This is a genomic window from Methylobacterium pseudosasicola, from assembly GCF_900114535.1.
GTDB classification, from domain to species: Bacteria; Pseudomonadota; Alphaproteobacteria; order Rhizobiales; family Beijerinckiaceae; genus Methylobacterium; species Methylobacterium pseudosasicola.
The window spans coordinates 42699-67944 of sequence record NZ_FOTK01000002.1; the positions used below are offsets into that span (position 1 = coordinate 42699).

Consider the following 25246-nt stretch of genomic DNA (forward strand, 5'->3'; position numbering starts at 1 on the left):
TGGATCCTCGGCCAAGATGCCCATTTGCTTGTGAAGGTCTCACGGATCCCATCCGGCGGTTGCGGTTTGTGCTGAGACATATCTTCGCTGTGCCCGGAGATGCTGCCGGGATTCATCCGGGCGGGCGGGTCGAGCGTCGCCGGGCCAGATCCGGCGGCGGTGGAACCATTTTGGCGGCCTGCGGCTTGCTGGGCTGGGTCCGGGAAGGATTTGCTCCTCTCGCGGCTCCTAGGAAAATCCCCGCCTCCAATGGCGGCACGAGAGGAAACATCCTTTGCGCACCACGCTCATCACCGCGGCCCTGCTGGCCGCATTCGGCGCCGCCGTCGCGACCCCTGCCTCCGCCGCCCCGCTCGCCCCCGCCGCCGTGACCGCCCCGGCCGACATCGTCTCGACCGTCCAGATGGACCGCATGGAGCGCCGGATGGAGCGTCGCCACATGGAGCGCCGGATGATGCGGCGTCACATGGAGCGGCGCATGATGCACCGTGAGATGCGCCACCGCATGATGCGTCGCGAGATGATGCACCGCATGTGATCGAGGGCTGCCCGGGCCTCGTCCCGGGTGGCGTCGTTTTCGGCCCGGCCGCGGATGACACCGTTGCCGGGCTTTTCGATGCGCGGCGGTTTATCGAACCATCTGGGCCGCAACGCGTTTCAAGCCTCCGATAGGAGACAGGTACGATGAAAGCGTTTTTGGCAGCGGTCGCCGTCGGTTTCGGCGTGATGTCCGCACTCGGGCCGGCCGTGGCGCAGCGCGGCCCCGATTACGGCTATGGCGGCCGCGGTTACGACGACCGGGATCGCGATGACGATTACCGAGGCCGCGACCGGGGCTATCGGGACCGCGGCTACGGCGAGCGCGCCTATGGCGGGTTCGACGAGCGCGAGTACCTGCGCTGCAACCCGGATGTCCGCCGGGCCGTCGCGAACGGCCAGATGGAATCCGGCGCGGCCCATTACCGGACCTTCGGACGCCGCGAAGGCCGCCGCCTGAGCTGCTGACCAAGCACGCCTAACGCGGTCGGGCGCGGTCGCGCAGCAGGTTGAGGATCAACGCGGTCCAGCCGGTCTGGTGCGAGGCGCCGAGGCCCCTTCCGGTATCGCCGTCGAAGAACTCGTGGAACAGCAGGGCTTCCTCGGCGCCGGGCGCCGGGGGGATCGGCGGCCGCGTCCCGAAGGCCGGCCGGCGCCCGTCCGCATCCTTGGCGAACAGGGCGATCAGCCGGTCCTCCAGGGCATCGGCGATCGCGCTCAAGGTCCGCGTCTCGCCTGAGTTGGTCGGGTATTCGACCAAAAACTCGTCGCCGTAATAGGTATGGAAGCGCCGTAACGCCTCGATGATCAGGTAGTTCATCGGCATCCACACCGGCCCGCGCCAGTTCGAATTGCCGCCGAACATGTTCGAGGTCGAATCGGCCGGGTCGTACCGGACCGTGAACGAGGCCCCCAGCTCGTTGAGCATGTAGGGTTCGTCCCGGTGGACCTTCGACAGGGAGCGCACGCCGTAGGGCGAGAGGAACTCGGCCTCGTCGAGCATGCGCCGCAGCAGCGCCTTCATCCGGTGGCCGCGCAGCAGCGACAGGAGCTTGCGGTCCTTCACGCCGCCCTCGTTCCAGCGCGAGACCAACTGGGCGAGGTTCGGCCGGTTCTCCAGCGCCCAGTTCAGGCGCCGGGCGAAGTCCGGTAGCCGCTGGAGCACGGAGGGCTCAATCACCTCCACGGCGAAGAGCGGCACCAGCCCGACCATCGAGCGGACCCGCAAGGGCAGCATCCCGCCGCCGGGGATGTCGACCTCGTCGTAGTAGAATTCATCGACCTCGTCCCAGAGGCCGAACCCCTCGCCACCCCCCTGCCCGCCCATATCGGTCATCGCCTCGGCGATGAGCAGGAAGTGCTCGAAGAACTTCGAGGCGGTGCTCTCGTAGACGTCGTTGTGAAGCGCCAGCTCCAGGGCGATGCGCATCATGTTGAGGGCGTACATCGCCATCCAGGCGGTGCCGTCGGCCTGGTGGACCACCCCGAAGCCGGGGGGCGGCCGGGACCGGTCGAATACCCCGACATTGTCGAGCCCCAGGAAGCCGCCCTGGAAGACGTTGCGCCCCTGCGCGTCCTTGCGGTTCACCCACCAGGTGAAGTTGATCAGCAGCTTGTGGAACACGCCCTCCAGGAAGGCGAGGTCGCCGCGCCCGCCCCGGCGGTCCCGGTCGATCTCGAACACCCGGTAGGCCGCCCAGGCATGGACCGGCGGGTTGGCGTCGCCGAATTCCCATTCGTAGGCGGGGAGCTGCCCGTTCGGGTGCATGTACCATTCGCGGGTGAGCAGCAGGAGCTGCTTCTTGGCGAAGTCCGGGTCGAGCAGGGCCAGCGGCAGGCAGTGGAAGGCGAGGTCCCAGGCGGCGAACCAGGGGTATTCCCAGGTGTCGGGCATCGACAGCACGTCGGCCGCCGCGAAATGGCGCCACTGGCTGTTGCGGCCGCCCTCGCGCTCCCGGGGCGGCACCGGCTGGAGCGGGTCGCCCTCCAGCCAGCGCCGCACGTCGTAGCAATAGAGCTGCTTCGACCAGATCAGGCCGGCGGCGGCCTGCCGGAAGATCGTTTGGGCATCCGGATCCGCGATGCCGTCCTGAAGCGCCTCGTAGAACGCGTCCGCCTCAGCGACGCGGCGCCGGACGACGGCACCCTCGGCGTCGACCGGGCGCACCCTTGAGCCGGCCGACAGGCGCAGGCGGATCCGGGCGGTGGCGCCGGGCTCCAGCCGCAGGGCGTAGTGCAGGCCGAGCTTCGTGCCCGCATCCCGGCGGATCGCCGCGGTCTCGCCCCCGACGATCGCCGCGTGCAGGCCGTCCTTGAACGGCCCGGTCGCGTCGGGCTGTCCGCCGTGGAGCCGGAGATTGGTGTCGTTCTCGCAGAACAGCAGCTCCGGCGCGCCGTCGAAGGCCAAGCGGTAGGGGCCGAGCCGCGGATGCGTGCAGGTCACGCCGCCCTCGGGATCGGCGGCGATGCGCGGGCGGTCCTGCCCGGCCTGCCAGGACCAGGTGTTGCGGAACCAGAGCTGCGGGATCAGGTGGAGTTCGGCGGTCTCCGGGCCCCGGTTGAGCGCTGTGACGACGGCGTGGATGTCGTCGGCATCCGCCTTGGCGTATTCGACGGTGATGTCGAAGAACCGGCCGTCGTCGAAGATCCCGGTCTCCTCGATCTCGTATTCCGGCTGGTCGCGCCCGCGCGCCAGGTTCTCGTTGACCAGCGCCTCGTAGGGGAACGCCGCCTGCGGGTAGCGGTAAAGCAGCTTGAGGTAGGCGTGGCTCGGGACCGCGTCGAGGTAATGGTAGACCTCCTTGACGTCCTCGCCGTGGTTGCCCTCCTGATTGGTCAGACCGAACAGGCGCTCCTTGAGGATGCGGTCGCGGCCGTTCCACAGGGCCAGGGCCAGGCAGAGGCCGCCGCGCTCGTCGCAGATCCCGGCCAGGCCGTCCTCGCCCCAGCGATAGGCGCGCGAGCGGGCCTCCTCGTGCGGCAGCGCGCGCCAGGCATTGCCGTCGGGGCTGTAATCCTCGCGCACGGTGCCCCATTGCCGCTCGCTGAGATACGGCCCCCACTGGGACCAGGCCCGGTCGCCCCTTCCCTGCTCGGCGATCCGGCGGCGCTCCGCCCAATCCACGGTCTCGTCCCCGTACGGACTCATCGGCAGCGCCCCGGATGCGAGGCGGCAGGCGGCCTGGGGTCGAACCTGCGGAGCGGCGGAGGAACGGTCATCGATCTCGATGGGCTGCAACGGACTGGGCTTGCGGATGCATCATCGAAGCCACGCCACCTGAGGTCGGTGGACGCCACGTCCCCTCCGGCGGGATCGGGCCCGGGCGCGCGACGGCATCCTCGGATCTCGCGGCGTCCGGTCGCGAAGGGTGTCAGATAAACCCAACGTCCCGCATCCCTATGCTTGCGGCCTTGACGTTGAGGCACGTTGAAATGAGGGTCAGGCCCGCTGCGCTGCAGATTGATGCACAGCCTATGAGTCTGGCCGAAATGTTGCATGCGGCTGCGAGCGCAGTTTCATCTTCGAGCGCAGGGGCGGGAATGAGAAAAATACTGTCGATGGCTATTGCTGGTCTTCTGACGATCGGCGCTGTACAGGCCCAGGACAAGGGTGGGCCGGTGAAGATCGGTATCTCGGCCGGCGTGACCGGGCCGTATGCGGCCTTCGGCGTGCAGGTCAAGAACGGCGCCAGCCAGGCGATCGAGGACATCAACAAGGCCGGCGGCATCAAGGGCCGGCTGTTCGAGCCCGTCTACGGCGACGACGCCTCCGACCCGAAGCAGGGCGTCTCGGTGGCCAACAAGCTCGCGGCCGAGGGGGTGAAGATGGTGGTAGGCGCCTTCGCCTCCAGCGTCTCGATCCCGGCCTCCGATGTCTATTTCGATGCCGGCATCATCCAGGTCACGCCGTCCTCCACGAACGTGAAGTTCACCGAGCGCGGGCTGTGGAACACCTTCCGCACCTGCGGTCGCGACGACCAGCAGGGCGTGGTGGCCGGTACGTATCTGGCCGACCATTTCAAGGGCAAGCGGATCGCCTTCGTCCACGACAAGTCGGCCTACGGCAAGGGCCTGGCCCAGGAGACCCAGCTGACGCTCAAGGCCAAGGGCGGCAAGGAGGTGCTGTTCGAGGGCGTCAATCCGGGCGAGAAGGACTATTCGGCGCTCGTCTCCAAGCTGAAATCGGCCAACGTCGACGTGGTCTATTACGGCGGCTTCCACACGGAAGCCGGGCTGATCCTGCGCCAGATGCGCGACCAGGGCCTGAAGGCGACCCTCGTCGGCGGCGACGGCCTCGCCCCGAAGGAGTTCGTGCAGATCGCCGGCGACGGCGCCGAGGGCACGCTGATGACCTTCTCGCCGGATGCCCGCAAGAACCCGAACGCCCAGGCCGTGGTCGCGGCGTTCAAGGCCAAGAATATCGATCCCGACGCCTACACCCTCTACGCCTACGCGGCCGTGCAGGTGCTGGCCCGGGCCGTCGCCGAGACCGGCTCCAGCGAGGGCAAGGTGCTGGCCGACTGGCTGCACCAGGGCCAGACGATCGAGACCGTGGTCGGCCCGATCGCCTACGACAAGAAGGGCGACCTCACCCGGCCCGACTACGTCATCTACGCCTGGAAGAAGGGTGCCGACGGCCGGATCGACTACGCCGGCAACGAGCTGGCGCCGTAAGGGCGGCTCGACGCCCCTGACGTGACCCGCGCGCCGCCGGCTCGGTGGCGCGCGCTCCGGGCGGAGCCCCCGCACAGGCTTCGAGGCACCGTTTTCGATCTGGGAGCGTATCGTGAGAGCAACCCTGGCGTTTTGTCTTCTCGGGCTCCTGACGGCTGGCGCCGTGCAGGCGCAGGACACGAGCGGGCCGGTGAAGATCGGCGTCGCCGCGCCCCTGACCGGACCCTACGCGGCCTTCGGGGCGCAGATCCGCAACGGCGCCAGCCAGGCGATCGAGGACCTCAACAAGGCCGGCGGCATCAAGGGCCGGCTGTTCGAGACCGTGGTCGGCGACGACGCCTCCGATCCGAAACAGGGCGTCTCGCTGGCCAACAAGTTCGCCGGCGCCGGCGTCAAGATGGTGGTCGGGACCTTCAATTCCGGCGTGTCGATCCCGGCCTCCGATGTTTACCTCGACGCCGGCATCATCCAGATCACCCCGGCCTCCACCAACGTGAAGTTCACCGAGCGCGGGATGTGGAACACGTTCCGCACCTGCGGCCGGGACGACCAGCAGGGCGCCGTGGCGGGCGCGTATCTCGCTGCGCATTTCAAGGACAAGAAGATCGCCTTCGTCCATGACAAGTCGACCTACGGCAAGGGCTTGGCCGAGGAGACCTTGACGGCGTTCAAGGCCAAGGGCGGCAAGGCGGCGCTGATCGAGGGCATCAACCCGGGCGAGAAGGACTACTCGGCGCTGGTCTCGAAGCTGAAATCGGCCACCATCGATGTCGTCTATTTCGGCGGCTACCACACCGAAGCCGGGCTGATCCTGCGCCAGATGCGCGACCAGGGCCTGCAGGCCATCGTGGCGGGCGGCGACGGAATCACCGACAAGGAATTCGTGCAGATCGCCGGGCCGGCCGCCGAGGGCACGCTGATGACCTTCCCGCCCGACCCGCGCAAGAACCCGAACGCCCAGGCGGTGGTCGCCGCGTTCAAGGCCAAAGGCATCGATCCCGAGGCGTTCACCTTGTACGCCTACGCGGCCGTGCAGGTGCTCGCCAAGGCCGCGGCCGAGACCGGCTCCAGCGACGGCAAGGCGCTCGCGGATTGGCTGCACCAGGGCAAGCCGGTGGAGACCGTGCTGGGCCCGATCGCCTACGACAAGAAGGGCGACATCACCAAGCTCGACTACGTCATGCACGTCTGGACGAAGGGACCCGACGGCAAGATCGACTATGCCGGCCACGAGCTGACGCCGTAAGGTCACGGCCCTGGGAATTTCGGGGCTGCGCGCCCCGAACCCTGCCAAAGGGCCGCGGGCCCTTTGGGATCCCCGTTTCGCCTGTGTCAGCTCACGGGCCTGATGGCGCGTCATGCGGATCCGATGGCGAGCCCGTCATCCTCATGCGGTTGAAGCACGCGGTCGATCAGGCCCCAGTCCAGGGCTTCCTCGGCGGTCATGAAGTAGTCGCGGTCCATCGCCCGCTCGAAATCCTCGTAGGGGCGGCCGCAATGCTCGGCATAGAGCCGGGTCATGCGGTGCTTCGTTTTGCGGGTTTCCTCGGCATGGATGAGGATGTCCGAGGCTTGCCCCTGGAACCCGCCCAGGGGCTGATGGATGTGGATGCTCGCGTTGGGGAGCGCCGCGCGTCTGCCGGGCGCGCCGGCCATCAACAGGAACGACCCCATGGAGCGGGCCGTGCCCATGCAGAGGGTGTGAACCGGTGCCCGGATGTGGCGCATGGTATCGTACATCGCCAATCCGCTGGTCACGACCCCGCCCGGAGAATTGATGTAGAGGTGGATCGGCCTCTTCGGGTTCTCGGCTTCGAGGAACAGCAGCTGCGCGCAGATCAGCGCGGCGACCGTGTCGTTGACCTCGCCGTTGAGGAAGATGATCCGCTCGCGCAGGAGGCGCGAATAGATATCGAAGGACCGCTCGCCGCGGTTGGACTGCTCGACGACGATCGGGACAAGTTGCATCGCTTCGCGCATCGGCGACCCCTAACTCCGCGGATAAGGAAAGATCGACGCGCCGTTTCAGGCGGCGCGCATGAGCGGCGGGTCGTTGGTGTTCGAGGCGGCCCGCAGGTCGGTCAGCTCGTGGATCACCCTGAGACGCGTCCCGCCGGTTCCGTTCGGCGCGATCCGGAACGTCACGATGCTTTCGAGGAACGGGGGCGCATCGTCCCGCAGCCGATACCGAAGCTCTTCGCCGGGGGTGACGGAGATCGCGTCCGGCTCGGCCAAGGCGCTGCCCGGCAGCCAGATCTCGCGCAGCTCGGGCGTATGGAGGGCGCGCCAGACCTTGTGCGGCGGCGCATCGAGCTCGTAATCGCCGGCGATGCCGGTCTCGGCCGCGTCGGGCTCCGCCTCGCTCATTGGTCCATGTCCTTCAGCAGCGCCTTCAGAGCGTCGATGCGCGCGGGCCAGGAGGCGCGATACTTCGACAGCCACTGGGCGATGTGCGTCAGCCCGTCCGGATCGACCTCGTAGTTCACGAAGCGGCCCTGCCGCTCTTCCCGCACCAGTCCGGCGCTCCGAAGTACCGAGAGGTGTTGGGACATCGCCGGCTGGCTGATCGCCATCCCCTCCCGCAGGACGCTGGCGTTCATGCTGCCGGCGGCGAGCTTCTCGAAGATCGCGCGCCGGGTCGGATCGGCCAAGGCTCGGAAGAGATCGTCTTCGCTCATGTCGATACATAAGCAGATACTTATATGATTCGCAAGCCCGACACTCCGACGGCGCGCAACGCGTGAGGCCCGGAAAAGTCCTGGTTTCGAAAGGTCTTCGACCTTTCGCGGGTGCAGGGCGGAGCCCTGCGAAGTTCGGGGCGTCGATTCGACGGAAGCGGGCCCCCTAAGCCGAACGGCCGAGGGCGGCTGCCGCGACAGGGCGGCCGTCGAGGCTTTATGCTCCCCCATCGCGTCGCGGCGCCTGGGGAGGAGCGATGTTCGATTTCAGTCAGCTCCGGTGCTTCGCCGCCGTGGCGGAAGAGCTGCATTTCGGGCGCGCGGCCGCCCGGCTGAACATGACGCAACCGCCCCTGTCGCGGCAGATCCAGGTGCTGGAGCGGATCCTCGACGTGCAGCTCCTGGAGCGGACCAGCCGTTCCGTCCGGCTGACCGCCGCCGGGCGCAGCTTCCTGCCGGAGGCGCAGCGCATCCTGCGGCTGGCCGAGACCGCGACCCACGTCACCCGCCTTGTGGCGGCCGGGCGCGCGGGCGTGCTGAAGCTCGGCTTCACGGCGGCCTCGGCCTACGACTTCCTGCCCCACCTCGTCACAGAGCTGCGGCGGGCGCTGCCCGACGTCACCCTCGCCTTACGCGAGATGGTCAGCAAGGATCAGGTCGAGGAATTGCTCGCCGGCCGCATCGACGCCGCCCTGGTCCGCCCGCCGGTCACCCATCCGGACCTGATCGCCGTCCGGGCGCTGGCCGAGCCCCTCGTGGCGGCGCTGCCGGCCGGACATCCTTTGGCGGTTCGGGATCACCTCACGCCCGGCGATCTCGCCGGCGAACCGCTCGTGGCTTACGCGCCGAACGAGGCCCGCTACTTCCACGACCTGGTCCTGGGCCTGCTGAGCGAGGCCGCGGTCGAGCCCCGGATCGTGCAGCGGCTCACCCAGATCCACTCGATCCTGGCCCTGGTCCGGGCTGCCCTCGGGATCGCCCTGGTGCCGGCGGCGGCCGAGCGCCTGCGATTCGAGGGCGTGGTGTTCCGGCCCCTCGCGCTGCCGGCCCCCCGCCCCGCCGAGCTGGTCCTGGCCTGGCGGCGCGACGCGGACGAGCCGCTGATCGCCCGGCTGGTCGCGATCCTGGCGGAGATGCCGACCGCCTGATCCATGCGCGCGCCGCATCGATCGATCCAGCCTTTGGCTTTGACCTTCGGTGGAAAGGCTGCGCCTGATAGGCTGACGGCACGCAGATGCCGAGACGACCCGGAGGAATCGCCATGGACAGCCTGACCAACCGCTTCAAGGCTGCCCTTGGGGAGGGGCGCCAGCAGATCGGCCTGTGGTGCAGCCTCGCCAGCCCGATCTCCACGGAGATCGTTGCGGGTGCCGGGTTCGACTGGCTGCTCCTCGACATGGAGCACTCGGCCAACGACCTGCGCGACATCTATTTTCAGCTTCAGGCCATGATGGAGAGCGCCACCAACCCGGTGGTGCGGGTGCCGAGCGACGATCCGATCACCATCAAGCGCATCCTCGATGCCGGCGCGCAGTCGCTGATGATTCCCAATGTCGACGATGCCGAGCAGGCCAAGCGGGTTGTGGCGGCGACGCGCTACGCCCCCCGGGGCGTGCGCGGCTTCTCGCAGGCGCCCCGGGCCTCCCGATTCGGCCGGATCCCCGACTATCACACCCGCTGCGAGGCCGAGATCTGCGTGATCGTGCAGGTCGAATCGCGCCGCGCTCTGGACAATCTGGACGCGATTGCCGCCGTCGAAGGCGTCGACGGCGTGTTCATCGGGCCCGGCGACCTCTCCACCAGCCTCGGCTATCTCGGCCAGCAGGGCCATCCGGAGGTGGTCCGCACCATCGAGGCGGCGGTCGGCCGGATCGTGAAGGCCGGCAAGCATGCCGGCATCCTCACGCCGAGTGAGGAGCTGGCCAAGCGCTACATCGCGGCCGGCACCCGGTTCACCGCGGTCGGCTCGGATCTGGGGCTGCTCGCGCGCAACGCCGAGGCCCTGGCCGGGCGTTTCCGCACCGAAGGCTGAGCGAGGAGCATCCGATGCAGGCCGAGATGGACAGTGTCACCCTCGATCGGCCGGCCGGGGACGTGCCGCGCACGATCCGGCTGAGCGCGCACGACAACGTCGCGATCGTGGTCAACGCCTTCGGGCTGCCCGCCGGCACGACCTTCCCAGACGGGTTGCGGCTCACCGAGTTCGTGCCGCAGGGCCACAAGGTGGCGCTCAGTGACATCCCTGAGGGCGGGGAAGTGCGCCGCTACGGCGAGGTGGTCGGCATCGCCACGCAGGACATTCCCCGCGGCGCCTGGGTCGAGGAATCCCGGGTCGCGACACCCACCGCCCCGGCGCTGGACGCGCTGGAACTCGCCACCCGCGTGCCGGCCCCCTTAGCGCCGCTCGAAGGCTATACCTTCGAGGGCTACCGCAACCCGGACGGGTCGGTGGGCACCAAGAACATCCTGGCGATCTCGATCAGCGTGCAATGCGTCGCCGGCACCCTCGACGTGGCGATCCGCCGGATCAAGCAGGAACTGCTGCCGCGCTTCCCCAATGTCGACGACGTGGTCGGGCTGACCCACGCCTATGGCTGCGGCGTCGCCATCAACGCCCCCGAGGCGGTGGTGCCGATCCGGACCCTCCAGAGCCTCGCACAGAACCCGAATTTCGGCGGCGAGGTCATGGTCGTCGGGCTGGGTTGCGAGAAGCTCGTCTCGGAGCGGCTGCTGCCCGATGGCGGTGCCGCCGGGGATGGGGTGGTCCGCCTCCAGGATGAGCGCCACCAGGGTTTTTCCGCGATGCTCGACAGCATCCTGACGATGGCCGAGGCCCGCCTGGAGGTGCTGAACCGGCGCACCCGCGAGACCTGCCCGGCCTCCGAGCTGGTGGTCGGCCTGCAATGCGGCGGCAGCGACGCGTTCTCGGGCGTCACCGCCAACCCGGCGCTGGGCTTCGCGGCCGACCTCCTGGTGCGCTGCGGCGGCACCGTGCTGTTCTCCGAGGTCACGGAGGTGCGCGACGCGATCCACCTGCTGACCCCCCGGGCCAAGAGCCCGGAGGTCGCCCAGGCTCTGATCCGCGAGATGGCCTGGTACGATGCCTATCTCGCCAAGGGTGAGGCCGACCGCCGGGCCAACCCGTCGCCCGGCAACAAGAAGGGCGGCCTCAACAACATCGTCGAGAAGGCCCTCGGCTCGGTGGCCAAATCCGGCACCGGCGCGATTGCGGGCGTGCTGGCGCCGGGCGAGCGGGTGCGCGAGAAGGGCCTGATCTTCGCCGCGACCCCGGCGAGCGACTTCGTCTGCGGCACGCTCCAGCTCGCCTCGGGGATCACCCTGCAGGTCTTCTCCACCGGCCGCGGCACGCCCTACGGCCTCGCGCAGGCCCCGGTGATCAAGGTCGCCACCCGCACGGAGCTGGCCGAGCGCTGGTCCGACCTGATCGACCTCGATGCCGGCCGCATCGCCACCGGCGAGGCCACGATCGAGGAGGTCGGCTGGGAGCTGTTTCACCTGATTCTCGACGTGGCGAGCGGGCGCAAGCGGCCCTGGTCCGACCGCTGGGGCCTGTTCAACGACCTGACCCTGTTCAACCCGGCGCCGATCACCTGAAGCCCGGGCATGCGCGACGCGGCGTCGCAAGCGCGGCCGGACTCTGCTACGCAGCCGGCATCGTGAAGCCGCTGCCGATTCCCACTCCCCGGACCGTGCTCTTCCGCCTGCACTGGGCGCTCGGCCTCACCGCCGGCTTCGTGCTCGCGCTGATGGGCGTGACCGGGGCGCTGATGAGCTACGAGGAGGCGATCACCGCCTTCGCCAACCGCGACCGGACACGGGTCGAGGCGGGGGACCGGGTGCCGCTCGTGCCATCCGCCCTCGCCGCCCGGATCGACGCCCAGGCCGGGGGGCGCCGGGCGAATGTCCTCACCCTGTCGGACGACCCGCAGGCGAGCGTGTTCGTGCGCTTCGCCCGCGATCCCGAGACCCGGGAGCGGCCGCCCTCTGTCTATGCCGATCCCTATGACGGCGCGGTGCTCGGCCCGGTGCGGCTGGAGGCGGCGTTCACGACGGTGCGGGACCTGCACCGCTGGCTGCTGATCCCCGGCGGCTCCAAGGGCTGGGGCCGGACGATCACGGGCGCCTGCACGCTGGCGCTGATCGCCTTCCTGGCGACTGGCCTCTACCTGCGCTGGCCCAAGGTCCATCGCTGGCGGATCTGGCTGAAGCCGAGCCTGTCGCGGCCCGGCCGGCCGCGCTGGTGGTCTCTGCACGCCGTGGCCGGGACTTGGCTCATGCCGATCTACCTGGTCATCGCGCTCACCGGTCTGACCTGGTCCTATCCGTCGTTCAAGGACGGGGTCACCTGGCTTCTCGCCGGGGCGCCGGAGCGGGCGAAGCCCGCCCGCATGGCTGGTCGCCGGGAGACGTTCCCGCCGCCGGAAGCCGGCTCCGAGCCCGCTCTCGATCGCGCCTGGGCGGCGTTCCGGGCCGGGGAGGGACATGAAGCCGGCCTCACGATCCTGACCCTGCCGGGCGCCGACACCAAGGCGATCCGCATCCGCTGGCTGCCCAAGGGCGTCGACGCCCTGAGCGCCCGCAACGAGGCCCGCTACGACGCAACCACGGGCGCCTTGCTCGCCACCGAGCACGCGGCCGACACGCCGCTCGGGCGGCGCCTCGTCGAGAACATCCTGGAGGTGCATCGCGGCCGCTTCTTCGGCGACCTGTTCGCGCTGCTGTTCGGGCTGGCGGCGCTCGCCATGCCGGGCTTCGCCGCCACCGGCCTGACCCTCTACATCCTGCGGCGGCGTGCGGGCACGCGGCGCAGGGGGACCGAGCGGAAGGCGGAGGCGGTCGCGACCGGAAAGAAGCCTCAGCGCGCGCTGACCTGACGGGGGCCGGGGCTCTACTCGGCCGGGCGCGGTGTCCCGGCGGTCCAGTCGACGGCGGCGTCGAATAGGGCGAGCCCGGCACTCGTGAGGCCGCCGAAGGTCTCGTTGTCGAGCAGAAACATCGTCCGCCGCGCCGGGGCGATCGACTCGTAGTCCATCGTCGCCCCCGCCTCGTAGCCGAAGATGACGGCGTGGTCGGGCTCGCCCGGCACCGTAGCGATGATCGCGGCGCCGAGGCCCGGCTTGCCCCAGTTCATCGGCGCGTCCTTGGCGTAGACCGCGTTGACCCCCGCACGCAGGCCGGCCGCCAGGGCGTGGGGGGCGTTGACCAGCCAGACGAAATGCTCGGCCGGCGCCTTGCCGAAGTCGCGGTCGTGCTTCTTGCCGGTCATGCCCAAGTCGTCGAGCAGGTCGCTCTCCCAGGTCAGCACCGGCACCGGGACATCGCGATAGGCGCCGAGCAGGTCGCGGCTGCGGATGTTCGAGGACAGGATGACGAGATCGTAGCCGCGCGCCACCGGCTCGTACTGGCTACCGAGGGTGACCCGGTATCCGCGGCCCTCGAGATGGGCCGCGATCGCCTTGTCGGCGGCGACCCGCGGATTGTCCGGCTTGACCACGATCAGCACCGTGCGGGGCCGCTCGGCCGCGGAGGCGGTCAGCGTCAGGGCCGCCACGGCGGCCGCCCCGAGCAGGAGGCGGATCGATCCGGACCAAGCGAGCCTCCTGCGAGCGCGGGTCGGTGATCCCAACCGTCTCACAGCCGCGCGGTGATCGTGGCCAGCACCGAGAGCGGCGCGCCGGGGAGGTTGTTGAACTGGTTGAACGGCTGCTCGATGTAGCGTCGGTCGGTCAGGTTGCGCGCGTTGATCGAGAACCGGGCGTGCTCGTTGAAATCGTAGAACACCGCCGCGTCGAGCCGGGCATAGCCGCCGACCGTATAGCTGTTGTTGAGGTCGCCGGTGCGGCGGCCGACATAGGTAATCCCGGCCCCGACGTTCCAGCCGCGCAGGAAGCCCTCCTGGAACTGGTAGGTCGACCAGGCACTGCCGCTGAAGGCCGGGGCCCCCACCAGCCGGTTGCCGACCGCGTAGGTCGTGTCCTTGGTGATCCGCGCGTCGAGGAAGCTGACCGCGCCGATGACTTTCCAGCCCGGCAGGATCTGGCCGGCGAGGTCGGCCTCGACGCCCTCGGAGCGCTGCTGGCCGGTGATTACCGAGAAGCCGGTGTTGATCGGGTCTGGGGCCGACACGTTATTGCGGGTGATCTGGAAGGCCGCCGCGGACAGGGTTAGGTCGGGGGTGAGGTCGAGCCGGCTTCCGACCTCGTAGAGTACGCCGGTCTCAGGGTGAGGATTGACGGCGCCGTAGACGTTGTCGGTCTGCGGCTTGAACGAGGTCGCGTAGCTCGCATAGAACGTCAGTGGCTCCACCGGCCGATAGATAAGGCCGACGCGCGGCGAGGTGCCAGACAGTTGCTGGTCGGGCGGGATCGTCCGCGAGGTCGGAATGCGGCTGAAATAATACTGCGTTCCAGTATCGTAGCGGACGCCGACCAACAGTTGCAGGCCAAGCCCGAGATCGATCTGGTCCTGGACGTAGAGGCCATTCAACTCGTTTTTTTGCTTGAGGTCCGACTGGAACTGGAGGCCAACGATGGCGGATCCGGGAACCGGGTTCAGGAAGTTTACGGACGGATAGTTGGTGCTTTGTGTCGTGTAGGCACGCCGGTAGCCGTTGCTGTACTCGATCCCAGCGAGCACGGTGTGTCGGACGCTCAGCAGGTCGAACTTGGCTATCACCTCGCTTTGGCTGTCGACCGAGGCGTAGGTTGAGTAGCCCGCGGTCTCGCGCCGAGCCAGCAGCGTGTTGCGGCTGGCGAAACCGGTGGCGCGCGTCGCAAGGAAGTTGAAGCCGCCCCATTGCGCGTTGAGCACTTCGCGCAGGGTGATGTTCTCGTTGAGATCGTGCTCGACTTTCAGCAGGCCGAAATTCGCCGTGCCGTTGTAGCGGGAGAAGGGCTCGCCGTAATAGCGCGCGATGTTGTCGAGCGGTACGCGGCCGTTCAGGGCGGCAAGCCCCTCATCGTATTGCGTGTCCAGCCGCGTAAACTCGCCGAGGAACGAGACCCGGGTCTCCGGGTTGGGGGTCCACGTGAAGGCTGGCGCCACGAAGGTGCGGGAATTGTCCCGACCGCCGAAGTTGCGGAAGGTCGGATCGGACTGGCCGGCGAAGCTGACGCGCCCGGCCAAGCCGTCCACACCCTCAATTGCGCTCGACACCGAGCCCTGGATCCGGCGGAAGCCGAAGCTGCCGGCCTGCAGGTTGATGTCGCCGGATGGCACGAGGGTCGGCTGCCGGGAGACGATGTTGATCAGGCCGCCGGGATCTCCGCGCCCGTACAGCACCGAGGCCGGCCCCTTCAGCACCTCGATCCGCTCGACGTCGGCCAGATCGCGGGTGACTGCGGAGAAGTTGCCCGCTTGGTTCAGCAGCACGCCGTCGATGGCGTAGGTCTGAGTCCTGAAGCCGCGGATGATAAAGGTATCGCTCCGGCCCTGGATTGTGCCCCCGGGCTGGACGCTGCTGACGTTCTGCAGGGCGTCGCTCAGGCGAATGTCCTGCTGGTCGACCAGCACGTCCCGCGGCACCACCTGCACCGATTGCGGCGTGTCGCGGAGGGGCGTGTCGGTGCGGGTCGCGGTCGCCGAGCGCGTCGCCCGGTAGCCGACCACCGGCCCGTCCGCGCGCTCCACCGCGGGTCCCGTGCCGGTGACGCTCAGTTCCGAGAGGACGACCTCGTCCTGAACCGGATTCGATTGCGCATGAACGATAGTCGTCGAGGCCAGAAGCAGGGCGATCGCCAGTCCGGGCCGCGTATTGGTACAGAAGGAACGATCGCGTGCCGCAAAAATAACGTGGTCTTGATGGCCCTGCAGCATAGTTTTTAGTCGTTCTCATGAAGATCGCCACCACAGGGCGCTTCGATCCTTGAGTACGATGGCGGATCCATTTCAATGCGTGATTGTAATTCGCGGGTTCAGAAGCGCTGGAACTGACCGGGCGTGTCCAACGCATCACACATTGCGATTGGAATAAGTTTAAATGTTCCGGGTTTTCCGACTTAAACGTGTGTGATCTCGAATATGTACGTCCGGACGTTGATCCGGGCCGAAGCCACGATCGGGATCACGGTCCGCATCTGTGGGACTGCTCGAATCAAGGGCGGCTCGCGTCGCGCCGACGGCGGCTGATCCCGGATTGTGCGGCCGAATGCGACCGGCCGGCCTGCGAGAGGGGGGGATTGCAGGCCGGCCGGCCTATCACGCGCGGTTGCCCGACGCGCGATCACGGGGAACTTTGGGTCGAGCCCGCTGGTGTCACCAACGGGTTCGGGCGCTCACACCAGCGCGGTGATCCGCGGCCCGGCGCGGGTTGTGCGCGGGAGGCGGCCGTCGAGCCCGGCCTCCAGCAGGGCGTGGAGCTGGGCCACCGCGGGGCCGGGGTCGTAATCGGGCAGGATCGCGCGGCTGACCAAGATTCCCTTCATCAGCGGGGCGAGCAGCGCGTAGAGTCGGTCCGGATCGCAATCCGGGCTGGTCGCCAGCGCCGAGAAGGTCGCGACGAACCAGTCCTGGGTCTCCGCCTCGGTCCGCGCGGTCAGCGCGGCGATGGCCGGGTTGCGGGTCGCCTCAGACCAGATCTCCATGCGCAGAACCGCGGCCTCGCGGGTGATCGAGACGAAGTACCGGGCGATGATGTCGAGCAAGGCGCCGCGCCGGTCGCCGCTGCGCTCCATCTCTTCGACGAGTTGGGCGCCGCGCTCCCGCTCGCGCTCCACCAGCCCGACGACCAGGGCCTCCTTGGATTCGAAGTAGCGATAGAAATTGCCCGGGCTCATCGCGGCCTCGCGGGCGAGGTCCTGCATGGTGGCGCGGTGGAAGCCGTTGCGCACGAAGCAGGCTTCGGCGGCGTCGAGGATGTGGTCGCGCCGCGCGGCCGGTCCACCACGCGCCTCGGCGCTGGCCGGCACGCTCACGGGGCGAACTGCGCCACCGCGGCGACGCGGCTCTGGTCCTTGGCGGGGATGGTGGCCGTGCAGGCCTGGGCGGTCTGGCTGAGATCGGCGCAGATCCGCGCCTGCCAGCCCTTCGGACCCGCCCCGGTCCAGCTGATCAACGCCATCCAGGCGAGGACCAGCACGGCAGCGAAGGTGAGGTTCGCAGGCTTGCAGAAGGCCCGAATCGTCGCGAGGCTGCGTGCGCTGCCGGTTCCGGACGGATCGAACCTGTCCCCACCGAGATCGGACCAGCGGCCTTCGAGCGACAGAGCCATGGCTCACTCCTGATTGCCTCGCCTTCGTAATGAACGTTCATTCTCATGTCAATGAACGTTCGTTCTCATGTGCGAGACAGGGCGGCCCTTGGCGCGATATGGTTTCCGGAGGGTTGCTTCGGGGCCGTCCTGCTCAGCCAGCGCAGCGACGCAGTAGCCCGATGGAATGGCACATGCATCCGGGGCCGAGGGCGCTGCCTCGGTCCCGGGATCTGGCGGTCAGGCGTGGCCGGCCGGCTTGAGGGCGCCGGTGCGGTCGTGGAAATCCGGGCCGTTGATCGTCCGGGCCACGTGGCCGGCCCGGATCAGGTAGTCGCCGAAATGCTCGCCGGGCTTCCGGCCCTTGGCGAAATCGGCAAACAGCGGATCCAGGGTGTCGCGGATGTCGGAGGCCGCGACATCCTCCTTGTAGAGCTTGCCCAGCCGCGAGCCGTCGAAGGCAGCGCCGAGATAGAGGTGGTAGCGCTCGGGGCCGCGGCCGACGAGGCCGATCTCGGCGATGAACGGGCGGGCGCAGCCGTTGGGGCAGCCGGTGGAGCGGATCGTGATCTCCTCCTCGGCGAGCCCATGGGTGGCCAGGCTCTCCTCCAACTCGGTCATCAGGCTCGGCAGGTAGCGCTCGCTCTCGGCCAAGGCGAGGCCGCAGGTCGGCAGCGCCACGCAGGCGATGGAGTTGCGCCGCAGCGCCCCCGCGCCCTTGGTGATGCCGTACTGATCGACCAGCGCCTCGATCTCGGCGCGCTTGGCCCCGGGCACGTTGGCGATGATCACGTTCTGGTTGGCGGTGAGGCGGAAATCGCCCTCGTGGACCTCGGCGATCTTGCGCAGGCCGGTGAGGAATTGCGGCCCGTCCTCGTAATCCTTGATCCGGCCGGAGGGGACGTAGAGTGTCAGGTGGTGGCGGCCGTCATCGCCCTCGGTCCAGCCGAAGCGGTCGCCGTTGTTGGTGAAGGTGAAGGGCTTCGGCTCGCCGAGCTTCTTGCCGATCCGCGTCTCCACCTCGGCCCGGAAGGCGGCCAGGCCGTAGCGCTCGATCGTGTATTTGAGCCGGGCGTTCTTGCGGTTCTTGCGGTTGCCCCAGTCGCGCTGGACGGTCATCACCGCCTCGGCGACCTTGATGGCGTCCTCGGGCTTCACGAAGCCCATCACGTCGGCGGTGCGCGGGAAGGTATCGGGCTCGCCATGGGTCATGCCCATGCCGCCGCCCACGGTGACGTTCCAGCCGGTGACCTGGTTCTTCTTGTCCAGGATGGCGATGAAGCCGAGGTCGTGGGCGAAGATGTCGACCTCGTTCGAGGGCGGCACCGCCACGACGACCTTGAACTTCCGCGGCAGGTAGGTGCGGCCGTAGACCGGCTCGACCTCCGCCTCCTCCTCGCCGCCGACCACGCGCTCGCCGTCGAGCCAGATCTCGCGCCAGGCGCTGGTCTTCGGCAGCAGGCTGTCCGAGATGTCCTTGGCGAGGGTGTGGGCGGCCTTGTGGGCGCCGACCTGGGCCGGGTTGGTCGCCGCCATGACGTTGCGGTTCACGTCGCCGCAGGCCGCAATCGTGTCGAGCAGGGCCGCGTCGATGGCCGCCATCGTGCGCTTGAGGTTCGACTTGATCACGCCGTGATACTGGAAGGTCTGGCGCGTGGTCGCCCGCAGGGCGCTGCCCGCATAGGTGACCGCGATGTCGTCCAGCGCCAGCCACTGCTTCGGGCTGATCACGCCGCCGGCGATGCGCAGGCGGATCATGAAGCTGTAGGCCTTGTCGAGCTTCTTCTTGGTCCGCTCCGGGCGCAGGTCGCGGTCGTCCTGCATGTACATCCCGTGGAACTTCACGAGCTGCCCGTCATCCTCGGAGATCGCCCCGGTGGCGTGCTTCAGCAGGCCCTCGGCGAGGCCGCCGCGGAGGTAGCCGCTGGCGATCTTGATGTGCTCGTTCGCGGCGAGCTGGGCGGCGCGGGCCGCCTCGGCATCGGTGATCGGCCGCTCCTTGGGCGGGGTCTCGTAGACGCGGGGGGCCGAGGTCGGAGCCAGGGCCTGGGCGTCGGCGTCGTCGCGGGGGCTGTGGTCGTCCATGAGATCACTTCCAAAGTCTCGACTACGGCCCCGCCCCCGATATGGGCGGGATCGTCCCAAATTCCGGATTCAAAAGGTCCAAGACCTTTTGCGGGTGCAGGGCGGAGCCCTGCAGTGGGGCTAGGCCCTGCTTCATCAGGGCTCTGCCCTGACAACCCGCCAAAGGACGATGCGCCCTTTGGAAACCCAGACCTACCCGTGCTCCGTCGGCATACGCTCTAGTAAACGTCCTGCTGGTAGCGGTGGCTGCGCTCCAGGGCCGCAACCTGCGCCTCGGCGTCGGCCGGGTTCAGGCCCTTGGCGGTCTCGTAGGCCCGCACCACCGCGGCGCGCACGTCCTTGGCCATGTTCTTGGCATCGCCGCAGACGTAGAAATAGGCGCCGCCCTCCAGCCAGGAGACCAGCTCCTTGGCGTTGTGGGTGATGCGGTCCTGCACGTAGACCTTCTCCGGCTGGTCCCGGGAGAAGGCCACGTCGATCTTCGTCAGCGCGCCCTCCTCCAGGGCCTCCTGCCATTCGAGCTGGTACAGGAAGTCGTGCAGGAAGTGCCGGTCGCCGAAGAACAGCCAGGAGCGGCCTGGGGCCTCGATGGCGCGGCGCTCCTGCACGAAGGCGCGGAACGGCGCGACGCCGGTGCCGGGGCCGACCATGATGATGTCGGCGGCCGGATCCTGCGGCAGGCGGAAATGCCGGTTCGGCTTTAGCCGCACCCGCAGCTTGGCGCCGTCGCGGATCCGGTCGGCGACGTGGACCGAGGCGACGCCTGAGCGGGCGCGGCCGTGGGTCTCGTAGCGCACCGCCACGATGGCGAGATGGACCTCGTCGCCCACTTCCTTGCGCGAGGACGCGATCGAGTAGGCCCGGGGCGGCAGCGGCCGGGTAATGGTGGTGAGGTGCTCAGGCGTCAGCGTCGCCGGGAAGGTCGCCAGCAGGTCGATCAGGTGCCGTCCCTCGATCCAGGCCCGGACCTCGCCGCTGTCGATCAGCTTCTGCGCGTCCGCGTGGCCGGTCGCCTTGACGAAGCGCTCGATCGTGGCGGCCGAGAGGGTGGTGATGTCGCGCTCGGCGAGCAGCGCCTTGCGCAGGGCCTCGTCGCCCGACAGCCCCGCGGCGGTCAGGATCTCGTCCACCAGCTGCGGGTCGTTCTCGGGGAAGATCTCGAGCGAATCGCCCGGCTCGTAGGCGGGCGCCCCGTCCTCGAAGGCCAGCGCCAGGTGGATGGTCTCCTTGTCCGAGCGCGAGGAGTTGAGGTTCACGTGCTCGACGACCTCGACCACCAGCGGCTCGCGGCTCGGCTCGGCCTCGTCGTCCTCGCCGGGGGCGGCGCGGGCGAAATCCACCGCCACGACGTTGTCGGGCGTCTCGGCCGGGGCGAGGGCCTTGAGGGTGTTCTTGATCCAGTCGGCGGCCGGCTTCTCGAAATCGAGATCGAGGTCGGCGCGCTCGGCGGCGCGCTTGCCGCCCAGGGCCTCGAAGCGCGCGTCGAGCGCCTTACCGATGGCGCAGAATTCCACGTAGGACGTGTCGCCGAGCGCCAGGACGGCGAAGTCCACGCCGTCGATGCGCGGGGCGCCCTCCCCCATCAGTTCGCCATAGGCCCGCACGGCCCGGGCCGGCGGCTCGCCCTCGCCCCAGGTCGCCGCGATGGCGATGAGCTTGCCGGCCTTGGGCAGGGTCGCGACATCGAGGTCGGAGAAATCCATGACCTTCGGCTTGAAGCCCTGCTTGCGCGCCAGCTTGGCGACGTTGCCGGCCAGCGCCTCGGAATTCCCCGATTCGCTCGCATAGACGATCGTCAGCGGCTCGGCCGCCTTGGGCGGGGCGGCAGGGGCCGCCGCCGGCTGGCCGCCGGCGGCATCGAGGCCCGCCAGGAAACCCGCCAGCCACGCGCGCTGCACAGGGGTCGCGCTGCCGAGCACGGCGTCGAGGCTGGCGCGCTCGCCGTCGCCGAACGGGGCGGTGCGCGGAAGGAGATTCTGGCGTGCCATCAGGGGACCATGTCATGGCCTACGGGGCCGGTGTCAATCGAAAACGTTCTTTTTGCAGAACGCGTCTGAACTAGGACATTGCTTTCGTTGCGACGCAACAAAACAGAAAATTATTCTCCCACGACCGAGAGAACCGGCGCCGTTCCGGGGAGGTGACGCCCGGTTTTCGGCGGCGCGGGCAGCGGTAGGGCGGTGGTGGATTTCACCTTTTCCATAGCGAATCGCGAGGTGACGTTCTTCAGCGGCAGCACTGCGATAAGCTGCTTATAGAAACTGTCATAGGCCTGCATGTCGGCCACGACGACGCGCAGCATGTAATCCACATCGCCGGCCATCCGGTAGAATTCCAAGACCTCGGGCATGGCCGAGATGGTCGCGGCGAAGCGCTGCAGCCAGTCCTGGGAATGGTCCGCGGTCTCGATGGAGACGAACACGGTGAGCCCGAGGCCGAGCTTGACCGGATCGAGCACCGCCACCCGCCGGTCGATCACCCCGTCGGCCTCCAGCTTCTGGATGCGCTTCCAGCACGGGGTCTGAGACAGGCCGACGCGCTCGCCGATCGCCGCGATGGAGAGGGTCGCATCCGCCTGCAGCAAGGCGAGAATCTTCAGATCGATGGCGTCCAAAGCTGTCTCCGTAGGGATTCTTCCACGCTGGGCCGCGCGTGGGAGTGTAAGCGTTTCGCGGGGCCGACGAGAAGAATCTTTTATCGTGCGCCGTATCATGCGCGGCGGCCCCGGGGGCGCCACCGCACGCCAAGCCCCCCGGATATGCCCGACAAGCAACCCGCGACGCCTTGACTTCGTTCGGTATAGCGAACATTTCGACCATTCGACAACAGGGGGCGGCGCGGTCCGCGCCCTTTCCCACCATCCAACCTCAGGACATGTCGCGATGACCCGTCCGGACCGAACGCAGGCCGATTCCCTCGCGGACCGGCTGTCGGGGCTCGACCTGCCAGGCCGGCTCCACCTGATCGCCGCCGAGATCCCGGGCCGCCTCGTGTTCACCACGAGCCTCGGCGTCGAGGACCAGGCGCTGACCCACGGGCTGGCGATGGCGGGGCTCGCCAAGGGCCGCGTCGAGATCGTGACCCTCGATACCGGCCGGCTGTTCCCGGAGGCCTACGATACCTGGGCCGAGACCGAATCGGCCTACGGCATCCGAATCGGCGCCTACGCGCCGGAGCGGGGGGCCGTAGAGGCGTTCGTGCGCGACGAAGGCATCAACGGCTTCCGGCGCTCGGTGGCGGCCCGGCAGGCCTGCTGCGGGTTCCGCAAGGTCGAGCCGCTGGGCCGCGCCCTCGACGGGGCGAGCGGCTGGCTCACCGGTCTGCGCGCCGGCCAATCGGCCAACCGCGCCGAGACGCCGCTCGCCGCGTTCGACGCCGAGCGCGGCCTGATCAAGCTCAACCCCCTGGCCGACTGGACCCGGGCGCAGGTCGACAGCTTCGTGCGCGAGAATTTCATTCCCTACAACGTGCTGCACGACCGCGGCTTCCCGTCCATCGGCTGCGCCCCCTGCACCCGCGCCGTGAAGCTCGGCGAGCCGGAACGTGCCGGACGCTGGTGGTGGGAGCAGGAAGAGAAGAAGGAGTGCGGCCTGCATGTCGGGCGGCCCTCCGCGTCGGTGCAACCGGGCCAGGAGCCCGCAATCTTCGAGAGCAACCAGGACGTGAAGACCCGCCAGCCGGAGTTCGCCCGATGAGCGCAGCCCTCGCCGCCGCCGTGTCGCCGGGCGCCCCCGCCTCCGCCGACCGCCTCAGCCACCTGAAGCGGCTGGAGGCCGAGAGCATCCACATCTTCCGGGAGACGGTCGCCGAGGCCGAGAACCCGGTGATGCTCTACTCGATCGGCAAGGATTCCTCGGTCCTGCTGCACCTGGCCCTGAAGGCCTTCGCGCCCGGCACCCTGCCGTTCCCGCTGCTCCACGTCGACACCACGTGGAAGTTCCGCGAGATGATCGCCTTCCGCGACGCCCGGGTGAAGGAACTCGGCCTCGACCTCCTGGTCCACACCAACCCGGACGGGCTCGCCCGCGGCGTCGGGCCGGTGAGCCACGGCTCCGAGGTCCATACCGACGTGATGAAGACCCAGGCGCTGCGCCAGGCGCTCGACAAGTACAAGTTCGACGCGGCCTTCGGCGGCGCCCGCCGGGACGAGGAGGCGAGCCGCGCCAAGGAGCGGATCATCTCGCTCCGCACCGCGCAGCATCGCTGGGATCCCAAGCGCCAGCGCGCGGAGCCCTGGCACCTCTACAACCTCAAGAAGAAGCGCGGCGAGTCCCTGCGGGTGTTCCCGCTCTCGAACTGGACCGAGCTCGATATCTGGCTCTACATCGAGCAGGAAAAGATCCCGATCGTGCCGCTCTACTTCGCCGCCGAGCGCCCGGTGGTGGAGCGCGACGGCCAGCTGATCATGGTCGACGACGACAGGCTGCCCCTGGAGCCGGGAGAGGTTCCGCAGCAGCGCCTCGTGCGCTTCCGGACGCTCGGCTGCTACCCGCTCACCGGGGCGGTGGAGAGCGATGCGGCGACCCTCCCGGAGATCGTCGGCGAGACGCTGGCGGCCCGCACCTCGGAGCGCCAGGGCCGGGTGATCGACAAGGACGGCGCGGGCTCCATGGAGCGCAAGAAGCAGGAAGGCTACTTCTGATGACGGTGCACCAGGATCCCACCGCGTTCAGCGACCGCGCCGCCACCTATCAGGCGTTCCTGGCCGCCCACCAGAACAAGGCCGTGCTGCGCTTCATCGCCTGCGGCTCCGTGGATGACGGCAAGTCGACCCTGATCGGCCGGCTGCTGCATGACACCAAGCAGATCTTCGACGACCAGATCTCGGCGCTCCAGCGCGATTCCCGCCGCCATGGTACGCAGGGGCAGGAGATCGACCTGGCGCTGCTGGTCGACGGCCTTCAGGCCGAGCGCGAGCAGGGCATCACCATCGACGTCGCCTACCGGTTCTTCTCCACCGACAAGCGCTCGTTCATCGTGGCCGACACCCCCGGCCACGAGCAGTACACCCGCAACATGGCCACCGGCGCCTCGACGGCGGACGTGGCGGTGATCCTGGTGGACGCCCGCCAGGGCCTGATCCGTCAGACAAGGCGCCACGCCCTGCTGGTCTCGATGCTCGGTATCCGCCGGGTGGTGCTGGCGGTGAACAAGATGGATCTGGTCGGCTGGTCGCAGGACAAGTTCGATGCGATCCGCGCAGGCTTCGCCGACTTCGCCCGCGAGTTGAATTTCGCTGAGGTCAAGGCGATCCCGCTCTCGGCCAAGAACGGCGACAACGTCGCAGAGCCGGGCATCGCCGCCCCCTGGTACACGGGTGGCACCCTGCTCGACCACTTGGAGACCGTGCCGGTGCACGCGGAGGCGCTCAACGCCCCGTTCCGCATGGCGATCCAGTGGGTCAACCGGCCGAATTCCGAGTTCCGCGGCTATAGCGGGCGGATCGCCAGCGGCCGGGTCCGCCCCGGCGACGCGATCACCATCCAGCCCTCTGGCCGGACCTCGACGGTGGCGCGGATCTACACCGCCGACGGCGACCTGGCCGAGGCCGGCGAGGACGAATCGGTGACGCTGGTGCTGGCCGACCAGATCGATGCCTCGCGCGGTCAGGTGATTGCGGCCTCCGCGGCCCCGCTGCGGATCACCGAGCAGTTCGAAGCCCGCCTGTTCTGGGCGGCCGAGACCGAGCTGGCGCCGGGGGCGAGCCTGCTCGCCAAGATCGGCACCGCCACGGTCAACGCCACCGTGGAACGGATCGTCTCGCGCATCGATCCCGAGACCGGCAATCCGGGCCCGGCCGAGCGCCTCGCCGCCAACGACATCGCGGACGTGGCCCTGCGTCTCGACCGGCCGGTGGCGGTGGACGCCTACGCAGACAACCGCGAAACCGGCAGCCTGATCCTGATCGACCGCGAGACCACCGACACGGCGGCGCTCGGGCTGGTCCTGGCGCCGAAGGGCGAAGCCACACCGGCGGCCTCCACCCCGCTGACCGCCGACGAGAAGGCCCCCAGCCTGCTCGGTCGCTTGGGCCGCCTCTTCGGCCGCTGAGGCGGGAAAGGTC

At 68.8% G+C, this 25246-nt stretch carries 22 protein-coding genes; 11 read left to right on the forward strand and 11 right to left on the reverse strand.

Annotation, left to right across the window (positions count from 1 at the left end):
• Nucleotides 1-274: 274 nt before the first annotated feature.
• On the forward strand, nt 275-538 hold the full coding sequence (locus BM228_RS02380; protein WP_092036858.1) for a hypothetical protein: 264 nt from the start codon (nt 275-277) through the stop codon (nt 536-538).
• 146 nt (nt 539-684) lie between these two features.
• Nucleotides 685-1005 (forward strand): hypothetical protein, encoded by a 321-nt coding sequence (locus BM228_RS02385; RefSeq protein ID WP_092036860.1) that lies wholly within the window; start codon nt 685-687, stop codon nt 1003-1005.
• A 10-nt stretch (nt 1006-1015) separates the two neighbouring features.
• Here BM228_RS02385 and BM228_RS02390 read toward each other — a convergent pair whose 3' ends face one another.
• Nucleotides 1016-3685 (reverse strand): MGH1-like glycoside hydrolase domain-containing protein, encoded by a 2670-nt coding sequence (locus tag BM228_RS02390; RefSeq protein ID WP_092037327.1) that lies wholly within the window; start codon nt 3683-3685, stop codon nt 1016-1018.
• A 410-nt stretch (nt 3686-4095) separates the two neighbouring features.
• On the opposite strand from BM228_RS02390, the gene BM228_RS02395 reads away from it, so the two are divergent.
• Nucleotides 4096-5211: a branched-chain amino acid ABC transporter substrate-binding protein gene (locus BM228_RS02395; RefSeq protein WP_425284889.1), complete on the forward strand. Its 1116-nt coding sequence runs from the start codon at nt 4096-4098 to the stop codon at nt 5209-5211.
• A gap of 112 nt (nt 5212-5323) precedes the next feature.
• A complete protein-coding gene (locus BM228_RS02400) occupies nt 5324-6457 on the forward strand; it encodes a branched-chain amino acid ABC transporter substrate-binding protein (protein WP_092036864.1) in 1134 nt (377 codons plus the stop codon).
• Nucleotides 6458-6567: 110 nt separating this feature from the next.
• Here the strand turns inward: BM228_RS02400 and BM228_RS02405 are convergent, their stop codons facing one another.
• From BM228_RS02405 to BM228_RS02415, 3 genes are read right to left on the reverse strand one after another with little or no spacing between them, the layout of a single operon-like run.
• Nucleotides 6568-7191: an ATP-dependent Clp protease proteolytic subunit gene (locus tag BM228_RS02405; protein WP_092036866.1), complete on the reverse strand. Its 624-nt coding sequence runs from the start codon at nt 7189-7191 to the stop codon at nt 6568-6570.
• A 45-nt stretch (nt 7192-7236) separates the two neighbouring features.
• Entirely contained in the window at nt 7237-7578 is a 342-nt protein-coding gene (locus BM228_RS02410; RefSeq protein WP_092036868.1) for an SRPBCC family protein, read from the reverse strand.
• On the reverse strand, nt 7575-7907 hold the full coding sequence (locus BM228_RS02415; protein ID WP_092037329.1) for an ArsR/SmtB family transcription factor: 333 nt from the start codon (nt 7905-7907) through the stop codon (nt 7575-7577). The genes BM228_RS02410 and BM228_RS02415 overlap by 4 nt, the downstream gene beginning before the upstream one ends.
• 239 nt (nt 7908-8146) lie before the next feature.
• Here BM228_RS02415 and BM228_RS02420 point away from each other — a divergent pair, with 239 nt between their 5' ends.
• The 4 genes from BM228_RS02420 (at nt 8147) to BM228_RS02435 (ending at nt 12784) form a co-directional block, all read left to right on the forward strand.
• A complete protein-coding gene (locus BM228_RS02420) occupies nt 8147-9037 on the forward strand; it encodes a LysR family transcriptional regulator (RefSeq protein ID WP_092036870.1) in 891 nt (296 codons plus the stop codon).
• A gap of 113 nt (nt 9038-9150) precedes the next feature.
• Entirely contained in the window at nt 9151-9921 is a 771-nt protein-coding gene (locus BM228_RS02425; RefSeq protein ID WP_092036872.1) for an HpcH/HpaI aldolase family protein, read from the forward strand.
• Between the two features lie 14 nt (nt 9922-9935).
• Nucleotides 9936-11504 carry a galactarate dehydratase gene (gene garD, locus BM228_RS02430; RefSeq protein WP_092036874.1) on the forward strand — a complete coding sequence of 523 codons (1569 nt, stop codon included), beginning with the start codon at nt 9936-9938 and terminating at the stop codon, nt 11502-11504.
• 62 nt (nt 11505-11566) lie between these two features.
• Nucleotides 11567-12784, forward strand: a complete 1218-nt coding sequence (locus tag BM228_RS02435) for a PepSY-associated TM helix domain-containing protein (RefSeq protein WP_244536992.1) — start codon at nt 11567-11569, stop codon at nt 12782-12784.
• A gap of 14 nt (nt 12785-12798) precedes the next feature.
• Here BM228_RS02435 and BM228_RS02440 read toward each other — a convergent pair whose 3' ends face one another.
• The 7 genes from BM228_RS02440 to BM228_RS02470 form a co-directional block, all read right to left on the reverse strand.
• Nucleotides 12799-13536: a hypothetical protein gene (locus tag BM228_RS02440; RefSeq protein WP_208611970.1), complete on the reverse strand. Its 738-nt coding sequence runs from the start codon at nt 13534-13536 to the stop codon at nt 12799-12801.
• Nucleotides 13537-13541: 5 nt separating this feature from the next.
• Nucleotides 13542-15725: a TonB-dependent siderophore receptor gene (locus BM228_RS02445; RefSeq protein WP_092036876.1), complete on the reverse strand. Its 2184-nt coding sequence runs from the start codon at nt 15723-15725 to the stop codon at nt 13542-13544.
• Between the two features lie 458 nt (nt 15726-16183).
• Nucleotides 16184-16822, reverse strand: a complete 639-nt coding sequence (locus BM228_RS02450) for a TetR/AcrR family transcriptional regulator (protein ID WP_092036878.1) — start codon at nt 16820-16822, stop codon at nt 16184-16186.
• Entirely contained in the window at nt 16819-17118 is a 300-nt protein-coding gene (locus BM228_RS02455; RefSeq protein ID WP_092036880.1) for a hypothetical protein, read from the reverse strand. Before BM228_RS02455 ends, BM228_RS02450 begins: the two co-directional genes overlap by 4 nt.
• A 219-nt stretch (nt 17119-17337) precedes the next feature.
• Complete coding sequence (locus BM228_RS02460; protein ID WP_092036882.1) at nt 17338-19182, reverse strand: NADPH-dependent assimilatory sulfite reductase hemoprotein subunit; 1845 nt, start codon at nt 19180-19182, stop codon at nt 17338-17340.
• 218 nt (nt 19183-19400) lie between these two features.
• Entirely contained in the window at nt 19401-21170 is a 1770-nt protein-coding gene (locus tag BM228_RS02465; protein ID WP_092036884.1) for a diflavin oxidoreductase, read from the reverse strand.
• Between the two features lie 110 nt (nt 21171-21280).
• Nucleotides 21281-21796 carry an Lrp/AsnC family transcriptional regulator gene (locus BM228_RS02470; protein ID WP_092036886.1) on the reverse strand — a complete coding sequence of 172 codons (516 nt, stop codon included), beginning with the start codon at nt 21794-21796 and terminating at the stop codon, nt 21281-21283.
• A 268-nt stretch (nt 21797-22064) separates the two neighbouring features.
• Between BM228_RS02470 and BM228_RS02475 the strand changes: the two genes are divergently transcribed.
• From BM228_RS02475 to cysN, 3 genes are read left to right on the forward strand one after another with little or no spacing between them, the layout of a single operon-like run.
• Nucleotides 22065-22877: a phosphoadenylyl-sulfate reductase gene (locus BM228_RS02475; RefSeq protein WP_092036888.1), complete on the forward strand. Its 813-nt coding sequence runs from the start codon at nt 22065-22067 to the stop codon at nt 22875-22877.
• Nucleotides 22874-23824: a sulfate adenylyltransferase subunit CysD gene (gene cysD, locus BM228_RS02480; protein WP_092036890.1), complete on the forward strand. Its 951-nt coding sequence runs from the start codon at nt 22874-22876 to the stop codon at nt 23822-23824. Before BM228_RS02475 ends, cysD begins: the two co-directional genes overlap by 4 nt.
• Nucleotides 23824-25233: a sulfate adenylyltransferase subunit CysN gene (gene cysN / locus BM228_RS02485; protein ID WP_092036892.1), complete on the forward strand. Its 1410-nt coding sequence runs from the start codon at nt 23824-23826 to the stop codon at nt 25231-25233. The genes cysD and cysN overlap by 1 nt, the downstream gene beginning before the upstream one ends.
• The last annotated feature ends 13 nt before the right edge of the window (nt 25234-25246 follow it).